Source organism: Marinobacter litoralis, assembly GCF_003336705.1.
Taxonomy (GTDB): domain Bacteria; phylum Pseudomonadota; class Gammaproteobacteria; order Pseudomonadales; family Oleiphilaceae; genus Marinobacter; species Marinobacter litoralis.
This window is the reverse complement of record NZ_QMDL01000001.1, coordinates 1,073,441-1,095,745: the sequence shown is the minus strand read 5'-3', so window position 1 is coordinate 1,095,745 and position 22,305 is coordinate 1,073,441. Positions and strand designations below refer to the sequence as shown.

Sequence of the window (22,305 nt, the reverse complement as noted above, 5' to 3'; positions counted from 1 at the left end):
CAAAGGCCAGCGCCCATCATGTACCAGGATCATGACTTCGAGCAATTAGCCAAAGAGCGCCCATCGGTTTCCGAGAAAAGTCCGGAACAGGTGCTCCATGAGGTTTTTGGCTATGAAAGTTTTCGCCCGTTACAGGGTGACATCGTTCGAGAGGTCATTAATGGTGGCGATGCACTGGTACTGATGCCCACAGGCGGCGGCAAATCGCTTTGCTACCAAGTGCCTGCGCTGGTCCGAACCGGCACGGCGATTGTGATTTCCCCCCTGATTGCGTTGATGCAGGATCAGGTGAACGCACTGCGCGAACTGGGAGTGAAAGCAGCTTTCCTGAATTCCTCAATGGACTTCGAGCAAGCTCGCGCTACCGAATACGCTTTGATGACCGGCGAGCTGGATCTGCTTTACTGTGCACCCGAACGGCTGATTCAGCCCCGCATCGTTGAGTTGTTACACAACGCTTCGCTTTCTATGTTCGCAATTGACGAAGCGCACTGCGTGTCGCAATGGGGACATGATTTCAGGTCGGATTATCTTCAGCTCAGTATGCTGGCAGAAGAATTCCCCGGTGTGCCCCGCATCGCTCTGACCGCCACTGCCGATGAGCGCACTCGTAAAGAAATCGCAGAGCGTCTCTCGCTAACCAACGCCAGGCATTTCGTCAGTGGTTTTGATCGCCCGAATATTCAATATCGCATCACACCAAAAACGAATGCAAACAAGCAGTTATTAGACTTTATCAAAGCTGAGCATCAAGGTGATTGTGGTATCGTCTACTGCCTTTCACGCAACAAAGTAGACGCGACCGCAAAACTGTTGGCGGATAAAGGTTATACCGCTCTGCCCTACCATGCCGGTTTGTCCAGCGAAGAGCGATCGCGAAATCAAGAGCGCTTTCTTCGGGAAGATGGCGTTATTGTGGTTGCGACCATTGCCTTTGGAATGGGCATCGACAAGCCCGATGTGCGCTTCGTTGCTCATCTCGATTTACCTAAAAGTCTCGAAGCCTACTATCAGGAAACCGGCCGTGCGGGGCGTGACGGGAAGCCTTCCACCGCCTGGATGGTGTACGGCCTGCAAGACGTCATCAAGCTGCGCCAGATGCTGGAAACGTCTCAGGGGAACGATCAATTCAAGCGGGTTGAACGTCAAAAACTGGATGCCATGCTGGGGCTCTGCGAAGTTACCCAGTGTCGTCGGCAGGTACTCCTTCGCTACTTTGGCGACACCTTGGAGGAACCTTGCGGCAACTGTGACACCTGCCTGACTCCACCGGAAACCTGGGATGGTACCGTTGCCGTGCAGAAAGCCCTGTCCTGCGTCTTCCGGACCGGTCAGCGTTACGGCGTGACCTATCTGATTGATGTACTGCGAGGCTCAAGCAACGAACGCATCCTTCAGGCCGGTCACCAAGCCATATCAACCTTCGGCATTGGCACCGAGTTGTCAGCCAGCGAGTGGAAATCGGTATTCCGCCAACTGGTGGCAAACGGCTACCTGCGAGCAGATCCAGACGGGTACGGTGCCCTCCAATTAACCGAGATGTGTCGTCCGTTATTAAAAGGCGAACAAAAGATCGAGCTACGAAAAGATCCGGTCGTGAAGAAATCGTCCGGTAGTGGTTCCGGCAAGCCCAGCGGTGCCAACGTCAAAGACCAAATCACCGACCAGGCTGGCTGGGATGCGTTACGGGCTTGCCGAAAAGAACTGGCGGACAAGCAAGGTGTACCGCCCTACGTCATCTTCCACGACACCACGCTGTTCGACATGCTGGAACGTCGGCCAAACTCGCTGGACGAGCTGGCCGAAGTCAGCGGTGTTGGTGCAGCAAAGCTGGAGAAATACGGTGACATTTTCCTGCAAACGCTGCGCGAGATTGCTCAGGCCTGAGGCTTGAAGCCTTTCTTGCGGACACGGTATTGGGCATAAGACGTGGCCACATGGTTACCGTCTTTGTCTCTTAGAATGCCTTCGAGAGTGAATTTTCCGCGCCCTGTTGCATCGGCTTCCGCCAATACCGCGGCTACAGTTTCTTCAGGAAGGGTAAATTCCACCTCTACATCTGAGTCCGCAGGCTGCAAGAATTCCAGAGTCATGCTTTTCAGAATCGGGGTGTAGGCAGGGCCAAGATCAAACAAGGCCAAAATACCTCCCGGGATTTCAGCCACCAGAAAATACGCGCCTGCGTAAAGGCTGCCGAAGTGGTTTTTGTTGCCTTTGAGTTTTACCCTTGCGCGAACATAACCCGGGCGCACTTCTTGCACCGAGAAACCGTTCCGGGTGGTAAAAGGAATGGCCATGCCCACAATACGATTGATTGCGGTGTAGCTGCCGGTTTTCTTAATCCACTCCAAAGGCTGCAGCGGTGTTGCATTTGCATCGGTGTGACCTACCCACTGTCCCGCAGCGCCGATAAGCTTATCAATAACGGCCATAGTGTGGCTCCTGAAATTGTTGAGGCAGGAATAATTGCAATACTGTCGGTTTGATTCAAGAAACTTCGTGAATTATCACGTACATTTAGTGAAAATGCGGTATTTTGCACTAACCTGAAAACCAGCACTCTGAACGAGTGACCGTGTTCCATGCTAAAAGAAGGACTTTGAGCTTGGCAGCCCTGAACAGGAAAAGACCCTTTAAGGCACGAAGTTTACTTCGCCTGCTATGTGCTGTGATTTGCCTGCCGCTTGCCGCAGAAGTGCGAGTTACGGATATCTCGAAAGACTACACTCTCTGGTATAGAAATTACGACAACCCGGCTATACACAGCCTTGTTGAGCTGGCGCTCAAGAAAACACCGGAATACGGTAGCTTTCGCCTCATCCGAAGTGAGGAGCTAAGCCAAGGTCGCGTACTCAGAGAACTTGCCAGCAACAACTCCAAACTGGTCGACATTGCAAACGTAGCCACCTCACCGGATCGCGAAAGCGAACTCACCCCAATTCCAATTCCCGTAGACGGTGGGCTGTTAGGCTTTCGAGTCTGTCTGGTCTTGCCAGAGAACCTTAGAAAATTTCACGGCATCACCAACATAGAAGATCTCTATTCTCGCAATATCCGCATTGGACAAGGAGCCCATTGGCCAGACACCCCTATTCTGGAGAGTAACGGTGTAAACGTGATCACCCACACTCGTTATGAAATCCTGTTTGGCATGCTGAAAAATCGACGCTTCGAATGCTATGCCCGAGGCGTCAGTGAGGTGATGTTCGAGATGGAGCGTGACGACGCGAAAGGGTTGGTTATCGAGCCCACCCTTTTACTGGCTTATCCGATGCCATCCTATTTGTTCGTAGCTCCCAACGACCATGAGACCGCCCAGCGTATACAACTGGGATTGGAACGCGCGATCAATGACGGTAGCTTTGCGGAATACCTGAAGCATTCTTTTGGTGAGAGTGTCGCCAGCCTAAACCTAAATCGCCGGACGGTGATCGCGTTGAAAAATCCGCACCTGACGGACGATTCCGAATACGTCGCCCGACGCATTCTGGACAATCTTAAGCGCCGGATTGATTACCTGACCGACGACTCATAAGCACTTAACGAGGCCATCCTTGGCCTCGCCGAATATCTGTCCGAACTAGTCCACTTTAAAACGACTTACTCGATCGTTAAGTGTGTGACCGATGGTTTCGATCTGACTGCTGTACACGTCATTCTCGCTTGTGGCTTCCGCTGCGGCTTGGCCTTGTTCCGCAATGCGCGTAATCGACGCGTTCAACTCTTCGGTAACAGACGTTTGCTCTTCGGACGCTGTGGCAATCTGAGAGGTCATCTGGCTAATCGACGTGATGGCTTCTGCGATTCGATTCAAAGACTCCATCGCATCCTGAGCTTTTTCCATGCTCACGTTCGATACCGCCGTGGAAGCCTTCATTACATCAACCGCATCATTGGCGCCTTTCTGCAGACGTTCGATCATGTTGTTGATTTCTTCAGTGGACGCACGGGTGCGTTGTGCCAGATTTCGCACTTCATCCGCAACAACCGCAAAGCCTCGCCCGGCTTCACCGGCACGGGCCGCTTCAATGGCCGCGTTCAGTGCGAGCAAGTTGGTTTGTTCGGCAATGCCCTGAATCACCTCAAGAACCGTAGTGATTGAGGAAACATCCTGGCCAAGCTTATCAATAACCTCGGCCGCTGCCGTGATCTCATGGGACAGCTTTTGAACCGCATCTCGAGAGGCTGCAACGGTTTCTCGTGAATCCAGACTCTCGTGGTCCGCTTGCTCGGCGGCTTCCGCAGTCTGCTGCGCACTTTGGGCAATTTCATTGGCAGCGGCTGACATCTCGTTGATGGCCGTGGCGACCATATTAATCTCGCCCTGCTGCCCTTCTACACTGTCGCGACTATTGCTGGAGGTTTGACGGAGTGAGGTCACATTCCGGGACAACTCTTCGCTGCCCTCTTTTACTTCACTTACCACCTGCTGAATATTCGAAACAAACTTATTGAAGTTGCCCGCAAGCATCCCGAATTCATCGCTAGCGCTATCATCAAGACGCTGTGTGAGGTCGGCATCACCAGACGCAATGTCAGACATGGCACCATTCAATCGACGCACCGGAGCCATCAATGTACGAATGCCAACGTGCAGAATGATCAGCGCTAGAATCAAGCCGACAAAGGTAATGACCAGGCTGGCCATTCGTGCATCTACCACAGGCTCAGTAATTTGATCCCAGTTAACGACCGAACCGATGTACCAATCCACGCTTAGGGCATCGGATATTGGGAAAAACGCAACGCTCCACTCAGTGCCGTCACGTTCGAATTTTGCCGGTGTACCGTCTTTCTCGGGCTTGTATCCCAAAAATTTCTGGGCACTTTTACCAATCAACGACGGGTCCGGGTGAAACAAAATGGTGCCATTATCATCCATCAACATGGCGTAACCGGCATCACCAAGGGTGATATCGGCCAATAGCTTCTGGATGACGTTCAAGCTGATATCCATGCCCGCAACGCCTTCAAAGTTCCCTGAAGAAACCGGCGCGATGGCAGAGATCAACGTTTCACCCGATTGCGCATCCTGATAGGTGCCGGTGAAAGACACTCTTCCTTCTGCACGGGCCTGCTTGTACCAAGGGCGCTCCCGTGGATCAAAGCTGGCGCTCAGAGCTTGTTCGGACGCTCGAGACCGCATAATCATACGGCCATCGGTGGTGCCAACGTAGACATCCTTCGCGTTAGCTCCTTCGGTCATCGTATTTAGCAACAGACGAGCTTGCTCGTCTGATTCGATACTGGAAAGCGCTTTCGCCGTGGCGCTGGTCATATCCAAGCGGGTGTTCAACCAGCCGGCAATGCTAGCGGTGCTCTGTTCAATGGCCCCATCTAACATGGCTAACACATAAGTGTCTGTGGTTTTCTGGAGTTGGCGATCAGAAGTAAAGGTGAAAACAGCCATGATGACGGCGATCAGAACGCCGACAGCAACCAGCAGCTTCTGGCCGAATGAAAGTTGCACGATGAAAGTTCCTCCGAGGAATAAGCGGTGCGCGAGTTTAATCCAGTTGCCCCGCGGGCACAGTTACCAAGTGTATCGGCGGCCACCAAAGGTTCTTTAGGTGAACGTGTAGGTGTCTGCATACTCTGCTAATATTCGACGCATCATCGTCTTTTGCCGATGCTGAACCCCAACGGAGAGAGCTTGCATGGCCCACGAAGATCTACACCTGAATCTGAGAAACCTCACCCTCGATGACTACAGCGAATTGCAGGCATTGATGGACGATGTGTATGACGATATCGGCGGTGCCTGGCCAAAAGACACGATCAAAACTCTGGTTGAACAGTTCCCGGACGGGCAGGTTTGCATTGAGGAAAGCGGAAAACTCGTTGCGGTCGCACTAACCGTTTGCGTGAAATACGAAAGATTCAGTAACCCGCACGCCTACGACGACCTGATTCTCCGCAACGAAAAGATTTGGCATAACCCCAATGGCGACTCGCTGTATGGTTTGGACGTTTTCATCCATCCCGAATACCGCGGTTACCGGTTAGGGCGTCGCCTGTATGAGGCGCGCAAAGAGCTTTGTCGCTCCATGAACCTGCGCGCAATTCTTGCCGGCGGCCGAATCCCTAACTACTTCAAATATGCGGAGCAATACACGCCGGAAGAATACATTCAGCGGGTAGACCGGAAGGAAATCTACGATCCGATTCTGAGTTTCCAGCTCTCCAATGATTTCCAGGTTACCCGGTTAATGCACAAGTACCTGCCGGAAGATGAGAAATCGTTGGGCTACGCCACCTTACTGGAATGGCGCAACATCCTTTATCTGCCACCCACATCGGTTCTCGACGTAAAGAAAACCCAGGTTCGTATGGGTGCGGTTCAGTGGCAAATGCGAGAGTTCACCTCGGTTGAGGAAGTACTTAAGCAGGTTGAGTATTTTGTTGACGCATTATCGGATTACAAAAGTGACTTCGCGCTGTTTCCGGAGTTCTTTAATGCGCCATTGATGGGCCTAACGGACCAAATGGATCAGACTCGGGCCATTCGTTTCCTGGCCGGATTCACTGAGCAGTTCCGAAACGAAATGTCGGATATGGCCGTCAGTTACAATATAAACATCATCACCGGGTCTATGCCCCTTATAGAAGACGACCGCGTCTATAACGTGTCTTACCTGTGCCACCGCGATGGCCGTGTTGACGAGCAACGTAAGATTCACATTACCCCGCACGAACGTCGTGACTGGGTGATCGAAGGCGGCCACGAGTTTAACGTGTTTGAAACCGATGCTGGTCGGGTGGCCATTCTCATCTGCTACGATATCGAATTCCCGGAGCTGGGCCGCATCGCCGCTGAAAAAGAGGTTGATATCATTTGTGTGCCCTTCTGGACCGATACCAAAAACGGCTATCTCCGAGTCCGGCACTGTGCGCAGGCCCGCGCCATTGAAAACGAATGTTATGTTGTGATTACCGGCAGTGTGGGCAACCTGCCGAAGGTGGAAAATCTGGACGTTCAATACGCCCAATCATCTGTGTTTTCGCCGTCAGACTTTGCGTTCCCCCACGATGCGGTGATGGCAGAAACAACACCGAATACAGAAATGATCATGTTTTCCGACATGGATCTCGACAAACTCAAGTTGGTGCGGAATGAAGGTTCTGTGACCAACCTGTTGGATCGCCGGGTCGATCTGTATCAAATTAAAACTCGCGAAACATCGGTATCATAAATACCGTGGAGACTGGGGGTAATTGCCAAATGCGGAGAGTCCGTCTATGGTTCAAATTACGCCCGTTTCACGTTGTCGCCACTGGAAGCAGAGAATAGGTTTCATGAATAACGCTTTACCCGATCTTGTCGCCCACTTTCGTTACCGACATAGCTTCTTCCGCCGCGAAGACGTTCATGCCCGGTTATACGAGCTGGACAGTTTCGGGTGCGTGATGAAAACCGATAAGCCTTTCGAACCTGGCGATACCGTCACGCTTGATCTTGTGATGAAAATGCCTCTCGATGATATTCGGGCTGAGGGAATATCCGGCCTCGTCACCGAGAAGAGAAAACACTGTAGCAACTTCTTTTACTCGATTGATTTCATTCAGCCTGATTCGAATGAAAACACTCCGTCAAGTCAAAAACTACGCCGCATCCGAGAAGTGCTCTATAAAAAGCAAACTCTCAGGTCGCGCAGGGCTGCTGGCCCTACAACATGGTCACGGCAAACAGCCTGAATTGTTTTCTAACGACGCCTATTCCGCAAGGAGATAGCCTGATGGCAAAGAAATCCAAGCCAAGCATTGACGCAATCGTTAAATCGGTGAACAAAGAGTTTGATAAAGCCTCTGGTCAAATCGAAAGCTTAATCAACGATGCTCTTAAACAGTTGGACCAACTGCAAACTCACGTTCAGGAGCCCGTTCGAAAGCTGCTGAAGGAAGTTGAGGAGTTGAAAGAGCGTGAAATCGGGCGTTTTAACGACGAGCTTGAGCGCCGCATGAATGATTTTCACGAACTGCAAACCAGCTTGCTTGACAAGCTGGGGCTCGCGTCGAAAGAAGTTGAAACCGACGTTAAAAAGGCCGCGAAGAGTACGGTAAAAAAGGCAAAGAGCGTCACCAAGCAGGCCAAGCCCAATGCGAAGAAACCGGCGGCCAAAAAAGCGCCCGCCAAGAAACCCGCAGCCGCGAAAAAACCTGCTGCAAAAAAAGCCGCTAAGCCGGTCGATAAATCCGATCTGACCTTGGTGAAGGGCATTGGCCCGGCAACGGCCAAAAAGATGAAAGAAGCCGGCATTACCTCGATTGAACAAATCGCCAATCCTAGCGATGCCGACAAGAAGAAACTCGAAAACTTTAAGAGCGTGAAAGGCTTCGATAGCCTTTCCAATGAAGCGAAAAAAGTACTTTAATCTTTCGCAGCCACGACAAGCGCCAGAGCTTTTTCCAAGCTCTGGCGTTCTTGTTCCGGCCGAAAGGTTTCGGCAAGAGCAATCACCCTCTTCTTAAGCTCAGCCAAAAAAGCACCATCATTTTCAGTACGCGCCATCAGCTCCGCTAAAGCTTTATCGTCTTTTACGGGGAAATAACCCGGATAATCATCGCCCAGCAAACCTCTGTTTCCAGGGATGTCAGACGCCAGTATCGGCAGCTCCGCTCGACATGCTTCGGAAATGACATTCGCGCCCCCTTCCATGATTGAGCTAATAACCATCACACTGCTAACCGCTATCAGGGTTGCCAGCTCCGGGCGATTCAACTCCCCTAACCAGTGAAATCGAGGGTTGCTTCGGCTTTCCTGTAAGGCCAATTCCCGCCATTTGTCGTTATGGGGTTTTCCGGCACAAGACACAATGATGTTCGAGTCCTCGGGCAAATGATGGCTGGCGATGGCAGCCCTCAACGAATCTTTCTCATCCCGAAGGTGCCCGAGTACACAAATATGAAACTGCCCGGACTCCAACCGAGAACCACCGAAAACATCCGGCTTGTCGGCTGATTGGCGCAACGTCAGTAGTTTGTGTGCATAGCGTTCGGGAATATCCCGGGCAACGAGATCATGCAAACCAATTAAAAGATCCGAAAGATCCATCGACTCGTAAGTTAAATCAGGGTATTCATGCTGGTGGTAGTAAATGTCTGTGCCCGTTAGCGCCACAATGAGCGGCGATTCCGGCCATGCAGCCTTGAACGCTTTAATGGCATTCGCGCTGCGCCATGCATGAAGAGCAATGAGCAGATCACATTGCGCACCCTGATATTCCGTTTCGACCCTAACCTGATGCCCAGATTGCTGAAGCAAACGCTGCCATCGAAGTGCTGTTGCGCGGTTGCCTGCTTTGGAATCCGGCCCTGCCGGGGTAATAATGATGATATTCATAATCGCCACGTTCAGAGGTTTCAAGGATTCTGCATCGGTAGATGCGTTAGGTAAAGTATTGACTTGGAAAGCTGTTCATCAATAACGTAATTCAAGGTATCCTGAAGCGGATATTGGCACCCGCCTTTCCCTCGCTGATCTGAAATAACAAAGGAATGAATTCCATGGCGATGAAACAATTACGCAAGTGGTTAGCCACTGGCCTTATCTCAATGTCTGTGTTTTCAGCAGCTCAAGCAGAAACCTTTATTTTCACGGCAATCCCTGACGAAGACGAAACCAAACTGGTTGAACGTTTTCAGGGCGTAGCGGATTATCTGGAAGAACAGCTGGATGTAGATGTTCGTTATATCCCGGTGAAATCCTATGCCGCTGCGGTGTCGGCATTCCGCAACAATCAAGTACAGCTAGCGTGGTTTGGCGGCCTGTCTGGTGTTCAGGCTCGCCGGTTGGTTGATGGCTCCGAAGCTATCGCCCAAGGCGTAGAAGACGAAGCGTTCGAAACGTACTTCATCGCCAATACCGAAACCGGTATCGAGCCTTCCGATTCTTTGGAAAGCCTTGAAGATAAGCTTCGTGGCAAAACCTTTACCTTTGGTTCCAAAGGCTCTACTTCCGGTCGGCTGATGCCAGAATTCTACATTCGCGATACGTTCGGCGAAGCGCCGGATTCCGTTTTTTCCCGCGTTGGCTTTAGCGGCAACCACACCCGTACGCTTCGCCTGGTTGAAGCTGGCACCTACGAGGTTGGCGCGCTGAACTTCCAGGTTTGGGAAAAAGAGTTGGCCGACGGCAACATCGATACGGACGCTGTTCAGGTTATCTGGAAAACTCCGGCCTACCCTGACTACCAGTGGACCATCCGTGGCGATGTTAACGAAACGTTCGGAGAAGGCTTCAAGGACCGCGTGACCAAAGCCTTACTGGAACTGGATGACCCCGCGCTGCTGGAAAGCTTTCCCCGGTCCGGATTTATCCCCGCCTCTAACGACGATTACGAGCCGATTCGTAAAACAGCCGTTAACATTGGAATTCTGGATTAATGTCAGAGTTTGACTTCCATGGCCTGACAGCCAGTTTTGAAGGACAGCGGGTGATCGGCCCGCTGTCTCTTCACGTCAATAAAGGCGAACACGTTGCATTGGTCGGCAAAAGTGGTGCGGGCAAATCAACGCTGATTAAAGTAATTTACGAACGCCTGCAACAAGAAGCGTCACTGATCCCGCAAGGTTTAGGGCTGGTTAATGCCCTGCCCGTGTTTCACAACGTGTTTATTGGCCAGCTTGACCAACACCCAACCTGGTATAACACGCTGACATTGCTTCGCCCCTTTTCGAAGGACAAAAAGGCCGTCAAAGCCTTGCTGGACGAACTTTCGATTTCAGAAAAGCTTTGGATACCGGCTGCAGCACTGTCTGGCGGTCAGCGCCAACGTGTGGCGATTGCCCGTGCACTTTACCGCCAAGCGCCCATACTGTTAGCTGACGAACCCATTTCCGCTCTGGATGGTCCTATGGCTCATACTGCCATGCAATTACTGACAGGCCGCTTTCATACCAGCATTGTTGCTCTCCACGATGTGGACATGGCGCTGGCCTACTGCGACCGGATTATCGGCATTCAAGATGGCCAGATTGCGTTGGATGAACCAGCAGCCAATCTGGTAGCGTCTGACATTGCTTCGATTTACTGACCGGTCGCTCTGAATCCATGTTCGCCTACCCTACCGTCCGCACCAGCTTTATCTTCCTGGCCATAGCGCTTGCAGGATTGTTGGTGGCCGATATTGCCATTACCACAGCAAACCCTTGGCAAGATCTAGGTAGATTGTTCTGGGGTGTTGTAACCCCCAACTTTTTCAGCACAGAAGGCCTTTTAACAGCGCTTCTGCGCACGGTGGCATTTGCGTTTGTGGGCGTCGCGCTTGGCAGCGTGTGCGGTTTCGCGCTCTCGCTGGTGTATCGCTTTTTACCTGTACGCATGTTCTGCGCGTTCATTCGTTCTATTCATGAACTGTTCTGGGCGCTGATCTTTTTGCAGTTTTTCGGCTTTCACCCACTCACCGGCGTATTGGCGATTGCTATTCCGTATGCGGGCATTTTTGCCAAAGTGTATTCGGAAATCTTCGAAGAATCCGACCCCGAACCGAGCCGACTTCTGCCGCCTGGCACGCGGTCTATTCCTGCTTTTCTTTACACCAAAATTCCCGATTGTTGGGTACAGCTGAGAACCTACACTGCGTATCGCCTTGAATGCGGCATGCGTTCTTCCGCCATTCTCGGGTTTGTTGGACTACCCACACTGGGCTTCTACCTGGAGTCGTCCTTCTCGCAAGGCCTGTATTCCGACGCTGGCGCCATGCTGGTACTGTTTTACATTTTGATCGCCACCATGCCCCTGTGGGTGCGCCCCAAGCTGCTTCCGGCCTATGTACTGGCAGCACCGTTCTTCCTTGGCGATGGCATGCCCATCATTTGGGGCAACGTAAAACGGTTCTTTACCGAAGACATTGTTCCGGCCCCCATTCGCAACGGTGAAGGCTTAGTCGGACTTTCCGAATGGATGGGCGATGTCTGGATAAACGAGGCTCTGCCCGGAATCTGGAACACCGTAGTCCTCACCCAGATCGCTCTGGTGGCTACCGGCATTTTGTCACTATTAGCCTTCCCTCTGATATCCAGGCATTTCGGGGGCCCGGTTCGACGCACCTCTGGCCATATCTTGTTAGTAATCGCCCGTTCGACCCCCGAATACATTCTTGCGTATATCCTGCTTCAGCTTTGGGGGCCCTCCATGCTTCCCGCAGTGGTTGCATTGGCGCTCCATAACGGCGGCATTATTGGCCATCTGATTGGTCGGCAGACCAACACCATTCAGCTTCGCCCCGATGCACCAACCGGCCTGTCTCGCTATAGCTGGGAATTGGTACCCCGCGTGTACCGATCGTTTTTGGCGTTCCTGTTCTACCGATGGGAAATCATCATGCGAGAAACCGCAATCTTGGGCATTTTGGGCATCTACACCCTGGGATTCTATGTAGACAGCGCCATTCAGAACATCCGCTTCGACCGGGCAATGGTACTGATCCTCATCACCGCACTACTGAACATTGGCGTGGATGCACTTGGTCGTTACATTCGCCGAAAACTTGCCCTCAAAACCATGCCCACCTGCTGAACTGCCCAAGCCATTGGGACGAGTGTCACAGATCAGGAACACCACCAACAATCCGCCGTGAACTGTCGATTGAGTTACACCTCAATTTCGTTACTCAATGTTACAATTCCTGATATTTAACGATGCATCAAACTTGGTATCAGGAACTTAACGCGATGGTCTTCAGCGTGGTGGCAGTAACTCAGATCGGGCTTCTGTTATTGGTCGGCCTGTTAGGTGTGCGCATGTACTCCTTGAGTCGGAGAGAGCTTGCCGGGCCTCAAGGTGTCATTTCGTCAAGCAGATCTGATTGCGCCCTTGTACCGGGCAAACGCCCCCGGAAACAAACGAAAGACAAACGGCCGCTGGCATTGGACCGCGCAGAACTCAGCTCAAAACTGCATATTCTGGCAGGTTTGCAGGAACGGGATTGCCAACTGAAGGGGTTGAACTTAACGGAGGCACCACAAGCGGTTCGTACCTATGCAACCGCATGGCTATATGGCGCGAGCTGCTCATTGTGCCCAAAAGTTGTACGCCATTCTGACGGATTGGCCGGTATGGTTGCAGGTATTGCCAGCCGCAAAACCGGCATGCGCCAATCGGAAGCCATACAAACCATTTCAACACTGACATCCAGCAGTATTCTGCTGGCCTGCTATCGGGCGGGGCTTGAAGGCGCAGAGTTTTGGGAAGAAAACCACCATGTACCCGAGCCTTCAAGCTTGTATGAAGCCGTCACAAGCAATGCCTTTATCTAGACTTTTCCAGCTCCCAATCAGTGCCTAGTGAGACAACCTCGGTAACGGCTTTCGAATCAGCTAATACACCGGTCAGGGCTGGCTTGCTGTAACCGCCCTCTTCCGTATGGCCCATAGAATCAACATCCACCGCCCGCACTATCCAGCACTGGCCGTTCGCTATTACCCGCGAGCGATGGCTCAATCCGAACACGAAGCGGCAGTAATCAAGCTTGAGCTGCAACAGATCTTGTTCGGTTTTTCGAATTTTCCGCAGCAGTACTTTCTGTACGCTTTCGCCGTAATCCATCACTCAATCTCCGGAAATAAAACCATCGGAAATTTAACTACGTTTTCGCTTGAAAGAATAGGATCGGCGACACACTTCCCAACTTTTCCTGCCCGCTTTGCAAATCGATTTGCCACACCATCTCGGAGCCGGTCGCACATAGGGGCGCTTCGAATTCAGCAACAAATCGGGAGTCTGATTGCTGTTTCAGGGGCACTGGGTATTCGCCCATGTACATGGAACGCCCCCGTAACACGGCCAGAAAGCGTTCAGGCGCACCGGGGGCTTCCACGGCCAGAGAATAAAGATGCTGCGCCGGGCTACCCTGCCGGGACTCCAGACTCACCTGCCATTGCCCCTCGGCGGTGCTCCAGATACAGGGGCCAGCCAGCAGATCGCATTCAGCGCGAGCGACTTCGTCTTCCGGGTTACCCTCAGGCTTCAGGGCCCAAAACGCCATTCCAATCACCGCGATCAGACAACCGAACACACTTACAACACGTAACATCATCAGCCCCAGTTTGTATGCAAGCTCACATTATGGGGATATGTGCGCACAAGGCAAAGGTTTCTAAACTGCCGCCACCATGAGAAAATGTGCGGCTTTCTGGTTTGAGTCACCCACATAAACAGGACACTAGCCGTGCAGCCGGATATCTCCATAAAGAACCTGAACAAGATTTATGAAGGTGGTTTTCAGGCGCTCAACGATATCAATCTGGACATCTACCCGGGCGAAATCTTTGCCCTACTCGGCCCTAACGGTGCCGGTAAAACAACGCTCATTTCCATCATTTGTGGCATCGTAAACAAAACCAACGGTCACGCGACCGCTGCCGGCCACGACATCGTCAAAGAGTATCGGAAAGCCCGGGAGGCCATCGGCTTGGTGCCCCAGGAACTGAACACCGATTCGTTCGAAACGGTCTGGCACGCGGTGTCATTCAGCCGAGGCCTGTTCGGTAAACCTCCGAAGCCGAGCCACATTGAAAAAGTTCTGAAAGACCTGTCCTTGTGGGACAAACGCGATAGCCGAATTATGGCTCTCTCGGGCGGCATGAAACGCCGGGTTATGATCGCCAAGGCGTTGTCCCACGAGCCGCGCATTCTGTTTCTCGACGAACCCACAGCAGGCGTAGACGTAGAGTTGCGCCGCGATATGTGGGAAATGGTTCGTAAACTTCGGGAAAACGGCACCACCGTCATCCTGACGACCCACTACATCGAGGAAGCCGAAGAAATGGCCGACCGGATCGGGGTGATTCGTCAGGGTAAGATCATTCTGGTGGAAGATAAAGATCGATTGATGTCGAAACTCGGTAAGAAGGAACTGCGTTTGCACCTCCAGAACAAGCTTGACGCGGTACCCGGCGAACTGACACTGGAACCGGTAGAGCTATCAGACGATGGCTACCAGCTGATTTACACGTTCGACTCTCAGAAGCAACAAGCAGGTGTGGCCAGATTGCTACGTACTCTGGGTGATTTGGGTATTGAGTACCGTGATCTTCAGACACGGGAAAGCTCTCTGGAAGAGATTTTTGTTGGCCTCGTGAACGAATAAAACCGCGCCCGCACGGAGATAGACATGAATTTGTACGGTGTTAAAGCAATTTATAAGTTCGAAATGGCGCGCATGCGGCGCACGCTGATGCAAAGCGTGTTATCGCCAGTGATTTCTACCTGTCTGTACTTTGTGGTGTTCGGCTCGGCCATTGGTTCGCGCATGGGCGATATAGACAGCATCAGTTACGGCGCGTACATCATTCCCGGGCTGGTTATGCTGTCGCTGCTCATGCAAAGCATCTCAAACGCCTCGTTTGGCATCTACATGCCAAAGTTCTCCGGCACCATTTACGAAGTGCTGTCTGCGCCGGTGTCCTATTTCGAAATCGTATTGGGCTACGTAGGTGCGGCCGCCACCAAATCGGTTTTGCTCGGGCTGATCATCCTCGCGACTGCGCGTTTGTTTGTTGATTACTCAGTGCTCCACCCGTTCTGGATGGTGGCATTCCTGACACTCACCGCGGTTACCTTCAGTTTGTTCGGGTTTATCATCGGTATATGGGCAGACGGTTTCGAGAAACTGCAAATCGTGCCCATGATGATCGTGACCCCCCTCGTGTTCCTGGGCGGCACTTTCTACTCCATCGATATGCTCCCTGAAATCTGGCAAACCATCAGTTTGTTCAACCCCGTGGTGTACCTGATCAGCGGCTTCCGCTGGGCCTTCTACGGCGTGTCAGATGTTCATATAGGCGTGAGCGTGGGTATGACACTGATGTTCCTGACCATCTGTCTAACCACCATCTGGTGGATCTTTAAAACCGGCTATCGTTTGCGTTCATGAAAGCTCTTAAAGCTCTAATTCCTGCCTGCACACTGGCATTGACCGGCTGCGGCGCTGCCGAAGCCGGCAAAACCGACACCCCCGTTACACTGCCGCAGGTACAGGCCTGCTTTGTGAGTAATAACGAGGGGCATGCGGTAACGGTCGAAGTTGCCACAGAGTCGGAAGACCGCAAGACGGGGCTGATGGGCCGGCGTGACTTAGCCGAAAACGCAGGTATGGTATTCGAATACCAGGAACAGCGCCCCGCCCGGTACGGCTTCTGGATGTATAAAACCCTGATACCGCTCGACATCGCATTTCTCGATGAGAGCGGCGTGATTGTCAGCATCCGGCACATGCTACCGTGCACGTCGTCTCGTGCTTCAGATTGCCCCATTTACCCCGCGGGCAAGCCGTTTCGCAGCGCCGTGGAAATGAATGCCGGTTACTTCAAAGCTCACGGCATTGATGAGGGTGACCGCTTCATCTGGCCATTAGAAAGCGCCTGCCCACCCTGATTATTTGTGGCGCCACTCGGGCTGGCGCTTATCCAGAAACGCAGAAATACCTTCTTTGGCATCGTGTGACACCACATTGCTTGCCATCACGTCTGCGGTGTAGTGGTAGGCTTCATCGAGCGGCATTTCCAATTGACGGTAGAACGCTGTTTTGCCCACGTTCAAAGTGTGAGCGGACTTTCCCGCAATGGTCGCAGCTATGGTGTATACCGTTTCATCCAGCAACTCCGGCGCCACAACTCGGTTCACCAGCCCAATTTTCTCGGCCCGTTCTGCGTCAATCATATCGCCTGTCAGCAGCATCTCCATTGCATGCTTGCGCGAAACGTTGCGCGACAACGCAACCATCGGCGTGGAACAGAATAATCCGATATTCACACCCGGTGTTGCGAACCGCGCACCGTTTTCTGCCACGGCCAAATCACAGCTGGCCACCAATTGGCAACCGGCTGCGGTGGCCACCCCGGCAACGCGTGCGATGACCGGTTGGGGCAGATGAACGATTTGCTGCATGACCTCGCTGCACTTTTCAAACAGCTCTTTTTGGAACGCATAGCTGCCAAATTGCCCGCGAATTTCTTTCAGATCGTGGCCAGCACAGAATACATGCCCGGCCGCCGATAAAACGACAACCCTCGACGCATCATTCGCGGCCACATCCGAAAGGGCATCGCCCAAGGCGCGCAGCATGTCCAGAGAAAGGCTGTTTCGCCGTTCCGGTTGATTCAATGTAAGAGTGGTTATGCCCTCATCATTGGTTACTTGTGTCAGCAAATTAGTCATTAATCACCTTTCGTTTCACATCGCCTCTACCGACTTAAGCAACCGATTTAACCGCCGAAGTGGTAAGGCCTCATTTAATCGCTTGGTGAAGCATAGCTGGTGTTCTTTCAGCTTCCACTACACCTGTGCGCACCAGAAAATCCCCGAAATACTCATTCTCTAGCCTCTTCTCACGGTAATCGCGCAAAAGCGGGCGCAGCTCAGCCAGTATCGTCTCTACGTCGATGTTTTCACGGTACAAACGGTTCATCCGTTGGCCCGAAAAATCAGCGCCCAAATACAGGTTGTACTTGCCCAGAGCTTTGCCCGTTAGGCCAATCTCGCCCAGGTACGGCCTGGCACAGCCATTCGGGCAGCCGGTAATACGAACATTGATGGCATCAGGCTCCAGCCCTTCCTCACTCATCAATTGTTCGATCTGCCCGACAAATCCCGGCAAGAACCGCTCGGATTCGGCCATTGCCAGCCCACACGTGGGGAACGCAACACAGGCCATCGAATGCTGGCGCAGCGGAGTGCTTCGATTACCGGCATCCAACCCATACTCTTCGACAATAGCGTTGATTTTCGGCCGCTGTTCCGAAGATACGCCCGCAATCACCAGGTTTTGATTACAGGTGATTCGGAAGTTGCCGTCGTGAACTTCAGCAATTTTTCGAAGCCCGGTCCGTATCTGGCCGCCCTCTTCGGTGTCCGCCACACGGCCTGTAGGAATCAGCAAAGTAAGATGGTGTAAATCACCCTCGCCTTCGACCCATCCAAATCGGTCGCCGTTACTCGTCAGACTAAAGCTCCGTGGGCGTTCGAATGACGTGCCATGGTACTCGGTGAAACGCTCTTGGAACCAATCCATCCCATGATCATCGACGGTGTACTTGAATCGCGCATGGGCACGGTTGGTACGGCAGCCGTAATCTCGTTGGATTGCGCAGATGGCTTCACACGCATCGACAATTTTTTCCTTCGGTACATACCCTGCCATCGTCGCCAGGCGTGGGTAGGTAGCCGGATCGCCATAGGTCAGCCCCATGCCGCCGCCCACTACAACGTTAAAACCAAGGATACGCCCTTCGTGAATGATGGCTATTAGGCCAATGTCGTTAGCGAATACATCGCAGTCGTTCTCCGGTGGAATCGCCAGTGCAATTTTGAATTTACGAGGCAGGTATTTGTGGCCGTAAAAGGGTTCTTCCTCCTGGCCCAACTCCGCCACTCGTTCTTCGCCCAACCACACTTCACCATAGGCACCCGAACGCCAGCGTAGACGGTCGCTGATCGCCAGGGACAAATCATGGACTTCCTGATGCAAGTGCGAGAGCTGTGGATTAACATTGCTGATTACATTTCGGTTTACGTCGCCGCACGCTCCCCGTGTGTCCAGCCCAAGGTGGCTCACCATCCGCATGAACGACTGCATTTTTTCTTTGAAAATGCCGTGGAACTGGAACGTCTGCCGGGTCGTTAGCCTCAGCGTAGAATTGGCGCATTCATCGGCGATCTTGTCCAGGCCCAACCACTGTTGGCTCGATAACACCCCGCCGGGCAACCGCAACCGAACCATAAACTGGTACAAAGGTTCCAGTTTCTGTCGGCGACGTTCGTCTCGAAGATCCCGGTCGTCCTGCTGGTAGCTACCGTGGAATTTCGTGAGTTTTGTATCGTCTTCGGGCAAGGCTCCTGTTGCCTTATCGGCTAAGCCTTCAAGTATGGTTCCCCGCAGATAGTCACTTTCGCGTTTGATCACTTCCGCTTCTGGTAGTTTCTCGGTCATCAGTACACATCCCGTTGGTAACGTTTGTCGCGGTTCATCTGGCGAAGAAAATCTTCCGCTTGTTCTGCCGTCATATTGCCGTGTTCGCTAACAATGCTTAGCAATGTCTGGTGCACGTCGGGTGCCATCTTGTCTGCATCACCGCACACGTATATAGCTGCTCCCCGGTTTAGCCACGCCCACACATCGGCTCCTTGCTCCACCAAGCAATGCTGCACATACCGCTTCTCTTGTTGATCACGGGAGAAGGCAACATCCAGTTTTGAAAGCAAGCCTGACTCGCGCCACTTCAGCCATTCAGTTTGGTATAGGAAGTCCGAACGGAAACTTCGATCACCAAACAGGAGCCAGTTGTCTCCGGTTGCATCCCGCTCTTCCCGTTCCTGCATGAAGGCACGGAAAGGCGCTACACCCGTACCGGGGCCAATCATGATGACGGGTGTTTCGTCGTTATCCGGTAACGCGAAGGTTTTGTTGGAATCTATATAAACAGGAACCTCGGCACCTTCTTCTAAACGGTCAGCTAACCAGGTTGACGCCACGCCAGCCCGATCCCGGCCATGGCTGCTATAACGAACCGCCGCTACCGTGATATGCACTTCGTCTTCATCAGCCGCTTGGCTTGAACTGATCGAATACAACCGGGGGGGAAGCTTGCGCAATGAATCAACCAACTGCTGAGCGGTTAACTTCTGAGCCGGCCACTGTCTAATCAGATCAAGAAGGTCGCGCCCTTCAGACCATCTGCGAAGCTCTGCGGTATCACTGACCAACGCGCACAATTCATCGCTATCGGCTAATTCGGCCCATTGTTTCAGCAATGGCGGGGTCAACAAGGTGATTTCACGGTAGTGTGTCAGCGCATCTTGAAGGCTATGTTCATCATCCGCGAGATTCACCCGACCATTCGGATCAAAGCCCAGAGCCCGTATCAATTCAGATACCAGCTCTGGGGGATTCTCAGGACACACCGCAAGCGCGTCGCCGGGTTTGTAATGAAGACCAGAACCCTCAAGCGAGAATTCAATATGGCGCACCTCTTTGCTTGAACCTCGGCCATTTAACAGCTGGTTCGTCAGTACCGTAGCCTTAAACGGATTCTTTCGGTTGTAAGTACTTTCGGTGGCCGTTGCAGCGGAGGAGCTAAGGCCGCTCACAGTCGGGCCCGAGCTACCAGATTGCTCTGAAATGGTATGCAGAAGCTTGCTGATCCATTGCTCCGCAAGCTCTTCATAATCAACGTCACAATCCACACGTTCCGTGATTGCTGTTCCTCCAAGCTCCGAAAAACGCTGATCAAGCTGTTTGCCGGTTTCACAAAAAAATTCATAGCTTGAATCACCCAAAGCCAACACGCTGAACTTGAGAGAATCCAGCTTGGGTGCTTTTTTGCCCATCACGTATTCATGGAAATCTAAGGTGTTATCGGGCGGCTCACCCTCACCATGAGTAGAGGTCACTAACGCGAGCCATTGTTCCTGCTTAATTTGTTTTGGCTTGTAGTCCGCAAGATCAACAACCTTAGCGACAATGCCTTGATCGTTGGCTTGAGCCGCTAACTGCTCAGCAATGCCCTCTGCATTGCCTGTTTGTGAACCAAACAAGATGGTCAGTTCAGGCTTGCTAGTTGTCTGTTCAGGCGCACTTGGCACTGCCCCTCGCTCAGAGGGGGTTGCGCAATAAGCTGAAAGATAACCCGCCAGCCAATAGATCTGATCGGTTCGAAGCTCAGCCAATAATTGGCTAAGCCGCTGCTGTTGTTCCCCAGAGAAAGGGGACGTACTGAAATCTGTTGTCATATAGCACCGCCAGTACATGTCGTGAAGGGGCCCCGGAATTGAACGAAGCTGTTGAAAATGTCGTCGGCACTGTAGAAAAAAAATACAACCCTCTTAAATCAGATTATTTTTGTGCATCCAATCTACAAAATCGATATACAGCTCAATATATTGAATTTATTGATGTTTATGGATATTCGAAAACGATACTGTGCAGTTGATCTCGATCATCTGCGATTTTTTGGTTTTAGCCACATAATCTTTAAAAACTTTTCGACATAACATCTCAGGAGACTCTCGCTTCATGGCGCATTCCCACCATCACCAAATCGTCGTCGTTGGAGCTGGCGCTGCCGGCACCAGCGTGGCCGCCTCCCTACTCCGGCAAAACCCTCAACTCGAGGTTGCCATCATTGAACCCAACGACATTCATTACTATCAGCCTGCGTTCACTCTGGTCGGCGGTGGTGCATATGCCCTATCGAAAGCCGCACGTCCCCAGGCCCAAACCTTGCCGGAAAAAGCGCGTTGGGTGCGTGCATCCGTTGAAAGCATTCAGCCAGACAGTAATGCCTTAACACTCAGCGATGGCCGAGTACTAGGTTATGACGTATTGGTGGTTACGCCGGGCCTAAAGCTCAATTGGGATGCAGTTGAAGGGCTACGGGAAACGCTCGGTAGAAATGGCGTTTGCAGTAATTACGATCCGTCGCTGGCGGAATACACATGGAAATGCATTCAGGAATTTAGTGGTGGCAAGGCCCTATTCACTCAAGCACCGGCACCGATTAAATGTGCAGGTGCACCACAGAAAATTGCATACCTGGCAGCGGACCATTTCAATAAGAAGGGATTGGGAAACGCTTGCGAACTGAAGTTCTATGCAGCAGCTGGAGCCCTGTTCAGCGTACCTGATTTCGTGCCTCCATTAACCCAAGTAGCGAAACGCCATAACATCGGCCTCTTGATGAATCACAACTTGATTGCCATTGATGGCGAAAAGAAAGAAGCCCTCTTCCGGTTTACCAATAGCCAGGGCGAGATTACGGATGTAAAAGAAACCTTCGACCTGCTGCATGTAACGCCGCCTCAATGCGCGCCGGACTTCCTGCAAGGCAGTCCTCTCGCGAACGATGCCGGATGGGTTGATGTTGATCAGTACACCCTTCAACACGTGCGCTTCGCCAACGTTTTCAGTCTGGGAGATGCCAGCTCATTACCCACATCCAAGACCGCAGCAGCAGTGCGCAAACAATCACCCGTTGCGGCAGCCAACGTTCTTTCCTTCATTAAGGGTGAAAAACTTAAAGCGCAGTACGATGGCTACACGTCCTGCCCGGTGGTAACCGGTTACGGCAAGGTGATGCTGGCGGAATTTGTATACGGAGGCAAAGTAACACCCACGTTGCCGCTGAGCCCATTCAAAGAATCCCGCTTCTACTGGCAAGTGAAAAAGCGCGTTCTACCTCCATTTTATTTTGATTACATGCTAAAAGGTAAAGAAGGAGATATTGCCCATAGGCCTTTGAACTAACGCCAATACTTTGGCCTACTGGCGCTATTGCAGACTTTTCCGATACTCTCCTTATAACAGCGTT

21 protein-coding genes are annotated in these 22,305 nt (G+C 52.2%); 13 read left to right on the top strand and 8 right to left on the bottom strand.

The window, feature by feature from the left end:
- Positions 1 to 18 precede the first annotated feature (18 nt).
- Positions 19 to 1,887, top strand: a complete 1,869-nt coding sequence (gene recQ, locus DOQ08_RS05075; RefSeq protein ID WP_114333780.1) for a DNA helicase RecQ — start codon at positions 19 to 21, stop codon at positions 1,885 to 1,887.
- Here the strand turns inward: recQ and DOQ08_RS05070 are convergent.
- On the bottom strand, positions 1,878 to 2,432 hold the full coding sequence (locus DOQ08_RS05070) for a YiiD C-terminal domain-containing protein (RefSeq protein WP_114333779.1): 555 nt from the start codon (positions 2,430 to 2,432) through the stop codon (positions 1,878 to 1,880). The two genes, recQ and DOQ08_RS05070, sit on opposite strands and share 10 nt — an antisense overlap.
- Positions 2,433 to 2,605: 173 nt before the next feature.
- Between DOQ08_RS05070 and DOQ08_RS05065 the strand changes: the two genes are divergently transcribed.
- A complete protein-coding gene (locus tag DOQ08_RS05065) occupies positions 2,606 to 3,535 on the top strand; it encodes an ABC transporter substrate-binding protein (RefSeq protein ID WP_206074773.1) in 930 nt (309 codons plus the stop codon).
- A gap of 45 nt (positions 3,536 to 3,580) precedes the next feature.
- Here DOQ08_RS05065 and DOQ08_RS05060 read toward each other — a convergent pair whose 3' ends face one another.
- Entirely contained in the window at positions 3,581 to 5,470 is a 1,890-nt protein-coding gene (locus tag DOQ08_RS05060; protein ID WP_114333778.1) for a methyl-accepting chemotaxis protein, read from the bottom strand.
- 187 nt (positions 5,471 to 5,657) lie between these two features.
- On the opposite strand from DOQ08_RS05060, the gene DOQ08_RS05055 reads away from it, so the two are divergent.
- From DOQ08_RS05055 to DOQ08_RS05045, 3 genes are all read left to right on the top strand, one after another.
- A complete protein-coding gene (locus tag DOQ08_RS05055) occupies positions 5,658 to 7,193 on the top strand; it encodes a bifunctional GNAT family N-acetyltransferase/carbon-nitrogen hydrolase family protein (RefSeq protein WP_114333777.1) in 1,536 nt (511 codons plus the stop codon).
- 103 nt (positions 7,194 to 7,296) lie between these two features.
- Positions 7,297 to 7,695 carry a hypothetical protein gene (locus DOQ08_RS05050; RefSeq protein WP_114333908.1) on the top strand — a complete coding sequence of 133 codons (399 nt, stop codon included), beginning with the start codon at positions 7,297 to 7,299 and terminating at the stop codon, positions 7,693 to 7,695.
- A 41-nt stretch (positions 7,696 to 7,736) separates the two neighbouring features.
- The gene (locus tag DOQ08_RS05045) at positions 7,737 to 8,372 is read left to right on the top strand and encodes a helix-hairpin-helix domain-containing protein (protein WP_114333776.1); all 636 of its coding nucleotides are present in this window, start codon (positions 7,737 to 7,739) and stop codon (positions 8,370 to 8,372) included.
- Here the strand turns inward: DOQ08_RS05045 and senB are convergent.
- Positions 8,369 to 9,340 (bottom strand): selenoneine biosynthesis selenosugar synthase SenB, encoded by a 972-nt coding sequence (gene senB / locus DOQ08_RS05040; protein ID WP_114333775.1) that lies wholly within the window; start codon positions 9,338 to 9,340, stop codon positions 8,369 to 8,371. The genes DOQ08_RS05045 and senB overlap by 4 nt on opposite strands.
- 170 nt (positions 9,341 to 9,510) lie before the next feature.
- Here senB and DOQ08_RS05035 point away from each other — a divergent pair, with 170 nt between their 5' ends.
- From DOQ08_RS05035 to DOQ08_RS05020, 4 genes are all read left to right on the top strand, one after another.
- Positions 9,511 to 10,383: a putative selenate ABC transporter substrate-binding protein gene (locus DOQ08_RS05035; protein WP_454544843.1), complete on the top strand. Its 873-nt coding sequence runs from the start codon at positions 9,511 to 9,513 to the stop codon at positions 10,381 to 10,383.
- A complete protein-coding gene (locus tag DOQ08_RS05030; RefSeq protein WP_114333773.1) occupies positions 10,383 to 11,033 on the top strand; it encodes a phosphonate ABC transporter ATP-binding protein in 651 nt (216 codons plus the stop codon). The genes DOQ08_RS05035 and DOQ08_RS05030 overlap by 1 nt, the downstream gene beginning before the upstream one ends.
- A 17-nt stretch (positions 11,034 to 11,050) precedes the next feature.
- The gene (locus tag DOQ08_RS05025; protein ID WP_114333772.1) at positions 11,051 to 12,517 is read left to right on the top strand and encodes a PhnE/PtxC family ABC transporter permease; all 1,467 of its coding nucleotides are present in this window, start codon (positions 11,051 to 11,053) and stop codon (positions 12,515 to 12,517) included.
- A gap of 122 nt (positions 12,518 to 12,639) precedes the next feature.
- Positions 12,640 to 13,257, top strand: a complete 618-nt coding sequence (locus DOQ08_RS05020) for a hypothetical protein (protein ID WP_227537489.1) — start codon at positions 12,640 to 12,642, stop codon at positions 13,255 to 13,257.
- Here the strand turns inward: DOQ08_RS05020 and DOQ08_RS05015 are convergent.
- Positions 13,250 to 13,546 carry a hypothetical protein gene (locus DOQ08_RS05015; RefSeq protein ID WP_114333770.1) on the bottom strand — a complete coding sequence of 99 codons (297 nt, stop codon included), beginning with the start codon at positions 13,544 to 13,546 and terminating at the stop codon, positions 13,250 to 13,252. The genes DOQ08_RS05020 and DOQ08_RS05015 overlap by 8 nt on opposite strands.
- Before the next feature lie 37 nt (positions 13,547 to 13,583).
- A complete protein-coding gene (locus DOQ08_RS05010) occupies positions 13,584 to 13,985 on the bottom strand; it encodes a hypothetical protein (protein WP_227537488.1) in 402 nt (133 codons plus the stop codon).
- Between the two features lie 183 nt (positions 13,986 to 14,168).
- Here DOQ08_RS05010 and DOQ08_RS05005 point away from each other — a divergent pair, with 183 nt between their 5' ends.
- Genes DOQ08_RS05005 through DOQ08_RS04995 form a run of 3 tightly spaced genes read left to right on the top strand, consistent with a single transcriptional unit; the run spans position 14,169 to position 16,375 of the window.
- Positions 14,169 to 15,089 carry an ABC transporter ATP-binding protein gene (locus DOQ08_RS05005; RefSeq protein ID WP_114333768.1) on the top strand — a complete coding sequence of 307 codons (921 nt, stop codon included), beginning with the start codon at positions 14,169 to 14,171 and terminating at the stop codon, positions 15,087 to 15,089.
- 24 nt (positions 15,090 to 15,113) lie between these two features.
- Positions 15,114 to 15,875 (top strand): ABC transporter permease, encoded by a 762-nt coding sequence (locus tag DOQ08_RS05000; protein WP_114333767.1) that lies wholly within the window; start codon positions 15,114 to 15,116, stop codon positions 15,873 to 15,875.
- Positions 15,872 to 16,375, top strand: coding sequence for a DUF192 domain-containing protein (locus DOQ08_RS04995; protein WP_114333766.1), 504 nt, complete (start codon positions 15,872 to 15,874; stop codon positions 16,373 to 16,375). The genes DOQ08_RS05000 and DOQ08_RS04995 overlap by 4 nt, the downstream gene beginning before the upstream one ends.
- On the opposite strand, the gene DOQ08_RS04990 is transcribed toward DOQ08_RS04995, so the two are convergent.
- The 3 genes from DOQ08_RS04990 to DOQ08_RS04980 all read right to left on the bottom strand — a co-directional run bounded on the left by DOQ08_RS04990 (position 16,376) and on the right by DOQ08_RS04980 (position 20,728).
- Positions 16,376 to 17,158, bottom strand: coding sequence for an enoyl-CoA hydratase (locus tag DOQ08_RS04990; protein WP_114333765.1), 783 nt, complete (start codon positions 17,156 to 17,158; stop codon positions 16,376 to 16,378).
- A 70-nt stretch (positions 17,159 to 17,228) separates the two neighbouring features.
- Positions 17,229 to 18,929 (bottom strand): assimilatory sulfite reductase (NADPH) hemoprotein subunit, encoded by a 1,701-nt coding sequence (gene cysI / locus DOQ08_RS04985; protein WP_114333764.1) that lies wholly within the window; start codon positions 18,927 to 18,929, stop codon positions 17,229 to 17,231.
- Entirely contained in the window at positions 18,929 to 20,728 is a 1,800-nt protein-coding gene (locus DOQ08_RS04980) for an assimilatory sulfite reductase (NADPH) flavoprotein subunit (protein ID WP_114333763.1), read from the bottom strand. The genes cysI and DOQ08_RS04980 overlap by 1 nt, the downstream gene beginning before the upstream one ends.
- A 283-nt stretch (positions 20,729 to 21,011) precedes the next feature.
- Between DOQ08_RS04980 and DOQ08_RS04975 the strand changes: the two genes are divergently transcribed.
- On the top strand, positions 21,012 to 22,241 hold the full coding sequence (locus tag DOQ08_RS04975) for an NAD(P)/FAD-dependent oxidoreductase (RefSeq protein WP_114333762.1): 1,230 nt from the start codon (positions 21,012 to 21,014) through the stop codon (positions 22,239 to 22,241).
- Positions 22,242 to 22,305: the final 64 nt, after the last annotated feature.

Bases quoted from the DNA above. Each gene is read 5' to 3' on its own strand.
- recQ (WP_114333780.1), top strand. From the start codon at position 19: ATGTACCAGGATCATGACTTCGAGCAATTAGCCAAAGAGCGCCCATCG.
- DOQ08_RS05070 (WP_114333779.1), bottom strand. From the start codon at position 2,432: ATGGCCGTTATTGATAAGCTTATCGGCGCTGCGGGACAGTGGGTAGGT.
- DOQ08_RS05055 (WP_114333777.1), top strand. From the start codon at position 5,658: ATGGCCCACGAAGATCTACACCTGAATCTGAGAAACCTCACCCTCGAT.
- DOQ08_RS05050 (WP_114333908.1), top strand. From the start codon at position 7,297: ATGAATAACGCTTTACCCGATCTTGTCGCCCACTTTCGTTACCGACAT.
- DOQ08_RS05045 (WP_114333776.1), top strand. From the start codon at position 7,737: ATGGCAAAGAAATCCAAGCCAAGCATTGACGCAATCGTTAAATCGGTG.
- senB (WP_114333775.1), bottom strand. From the start codon at position 9,340: ATGAATATCATCATTATTACCCCGGCAGGGCCGGATTCCAAAGCAGGC.
- DOQ08_RS05035 (WP_454544843.1), top strand. From the start codon at position 9,511: ATGAAACAATTACGCAAGTGGTTAGCCACTGGCCTTATCTCAATGTCT.
- DOQ08_RS05030 (WP_114333773.1), top strand. From the start codon at position 10,383: ATGTCAGAGTTTGACTTCCATGGCCTGACAGCCAGTTTTGAAGGACAG.
- DOQ08_RS05025 (WP_114333772.1), top strand. From the start codon at position 11,051: ATGTTCGCCTACCCTACCGTCCGCACCAGCTTTATCTTCCTGGCCATA.
- DOQ08_RS05020 (WP_227537489.1), top strand. From the start codon at position 12,640: ATGCATCAAACTTGGTATCAGGAACTTAACGCGATGGTCTTCAGCGTG.
- DOQ08_RS05015 (WP_114333770.1), bottom strand. From the start codon at position 13,546: ATGGATTACGGCGAAAGCGTACAGAAAGTACTGCTGCGGAAAATTCGA.
- DOQ08_RS05010 (WP_227537488.1), bottom strand. From the start codon at position 13,985: ATGGCGTTTTGGGCCCTGAAGCCTGAGGGTAACCCGGAAGACGAAGTC.
- DOQ08_RS05000 (WP_114333767.1), top strand. From the start codon at position 15,114: ATGAATTTGTACGGTGTTAAAGCAATTTATAAGTTCGAAATGGCGCGC.
- DOQ08_RS04995 (WP_114333766.1), top strand. From the start codon at position 15,872: ATGAAAGCTCTTAAAGCTCTAATTCCTGCCTGCACACTGGCATTGACC.
- DOQ08_RS04990 (WP_114333765.1), bottom strand. From the start codon at position 17,158: ATGACTAATTTGCTGACACAAGTAACCAATGATGAGGGCATAACCACT.
- cysI (WP_114333764.1), bottom strand. From the start codon at position 18,929: ATGACCGAGAAACTACCAGAAGCGGAAGTGATCAAACGCGAAAGTGAC.
- DOQ08_RS04980 (WP_114333763.1), bottom strand. From the start codon at position 20,728: ATGACAACAGATTTCAGTACGTCCCCTTTCTCTGGGGAACAACAGCAG.
- DOQ08_RS04975 (WP_114333762.1), top strand. From the start codon at position 21,012: ATGGCGCATTCCCACCATCACCAAATCGTCGTCGTTGGAGCTGGCGCT.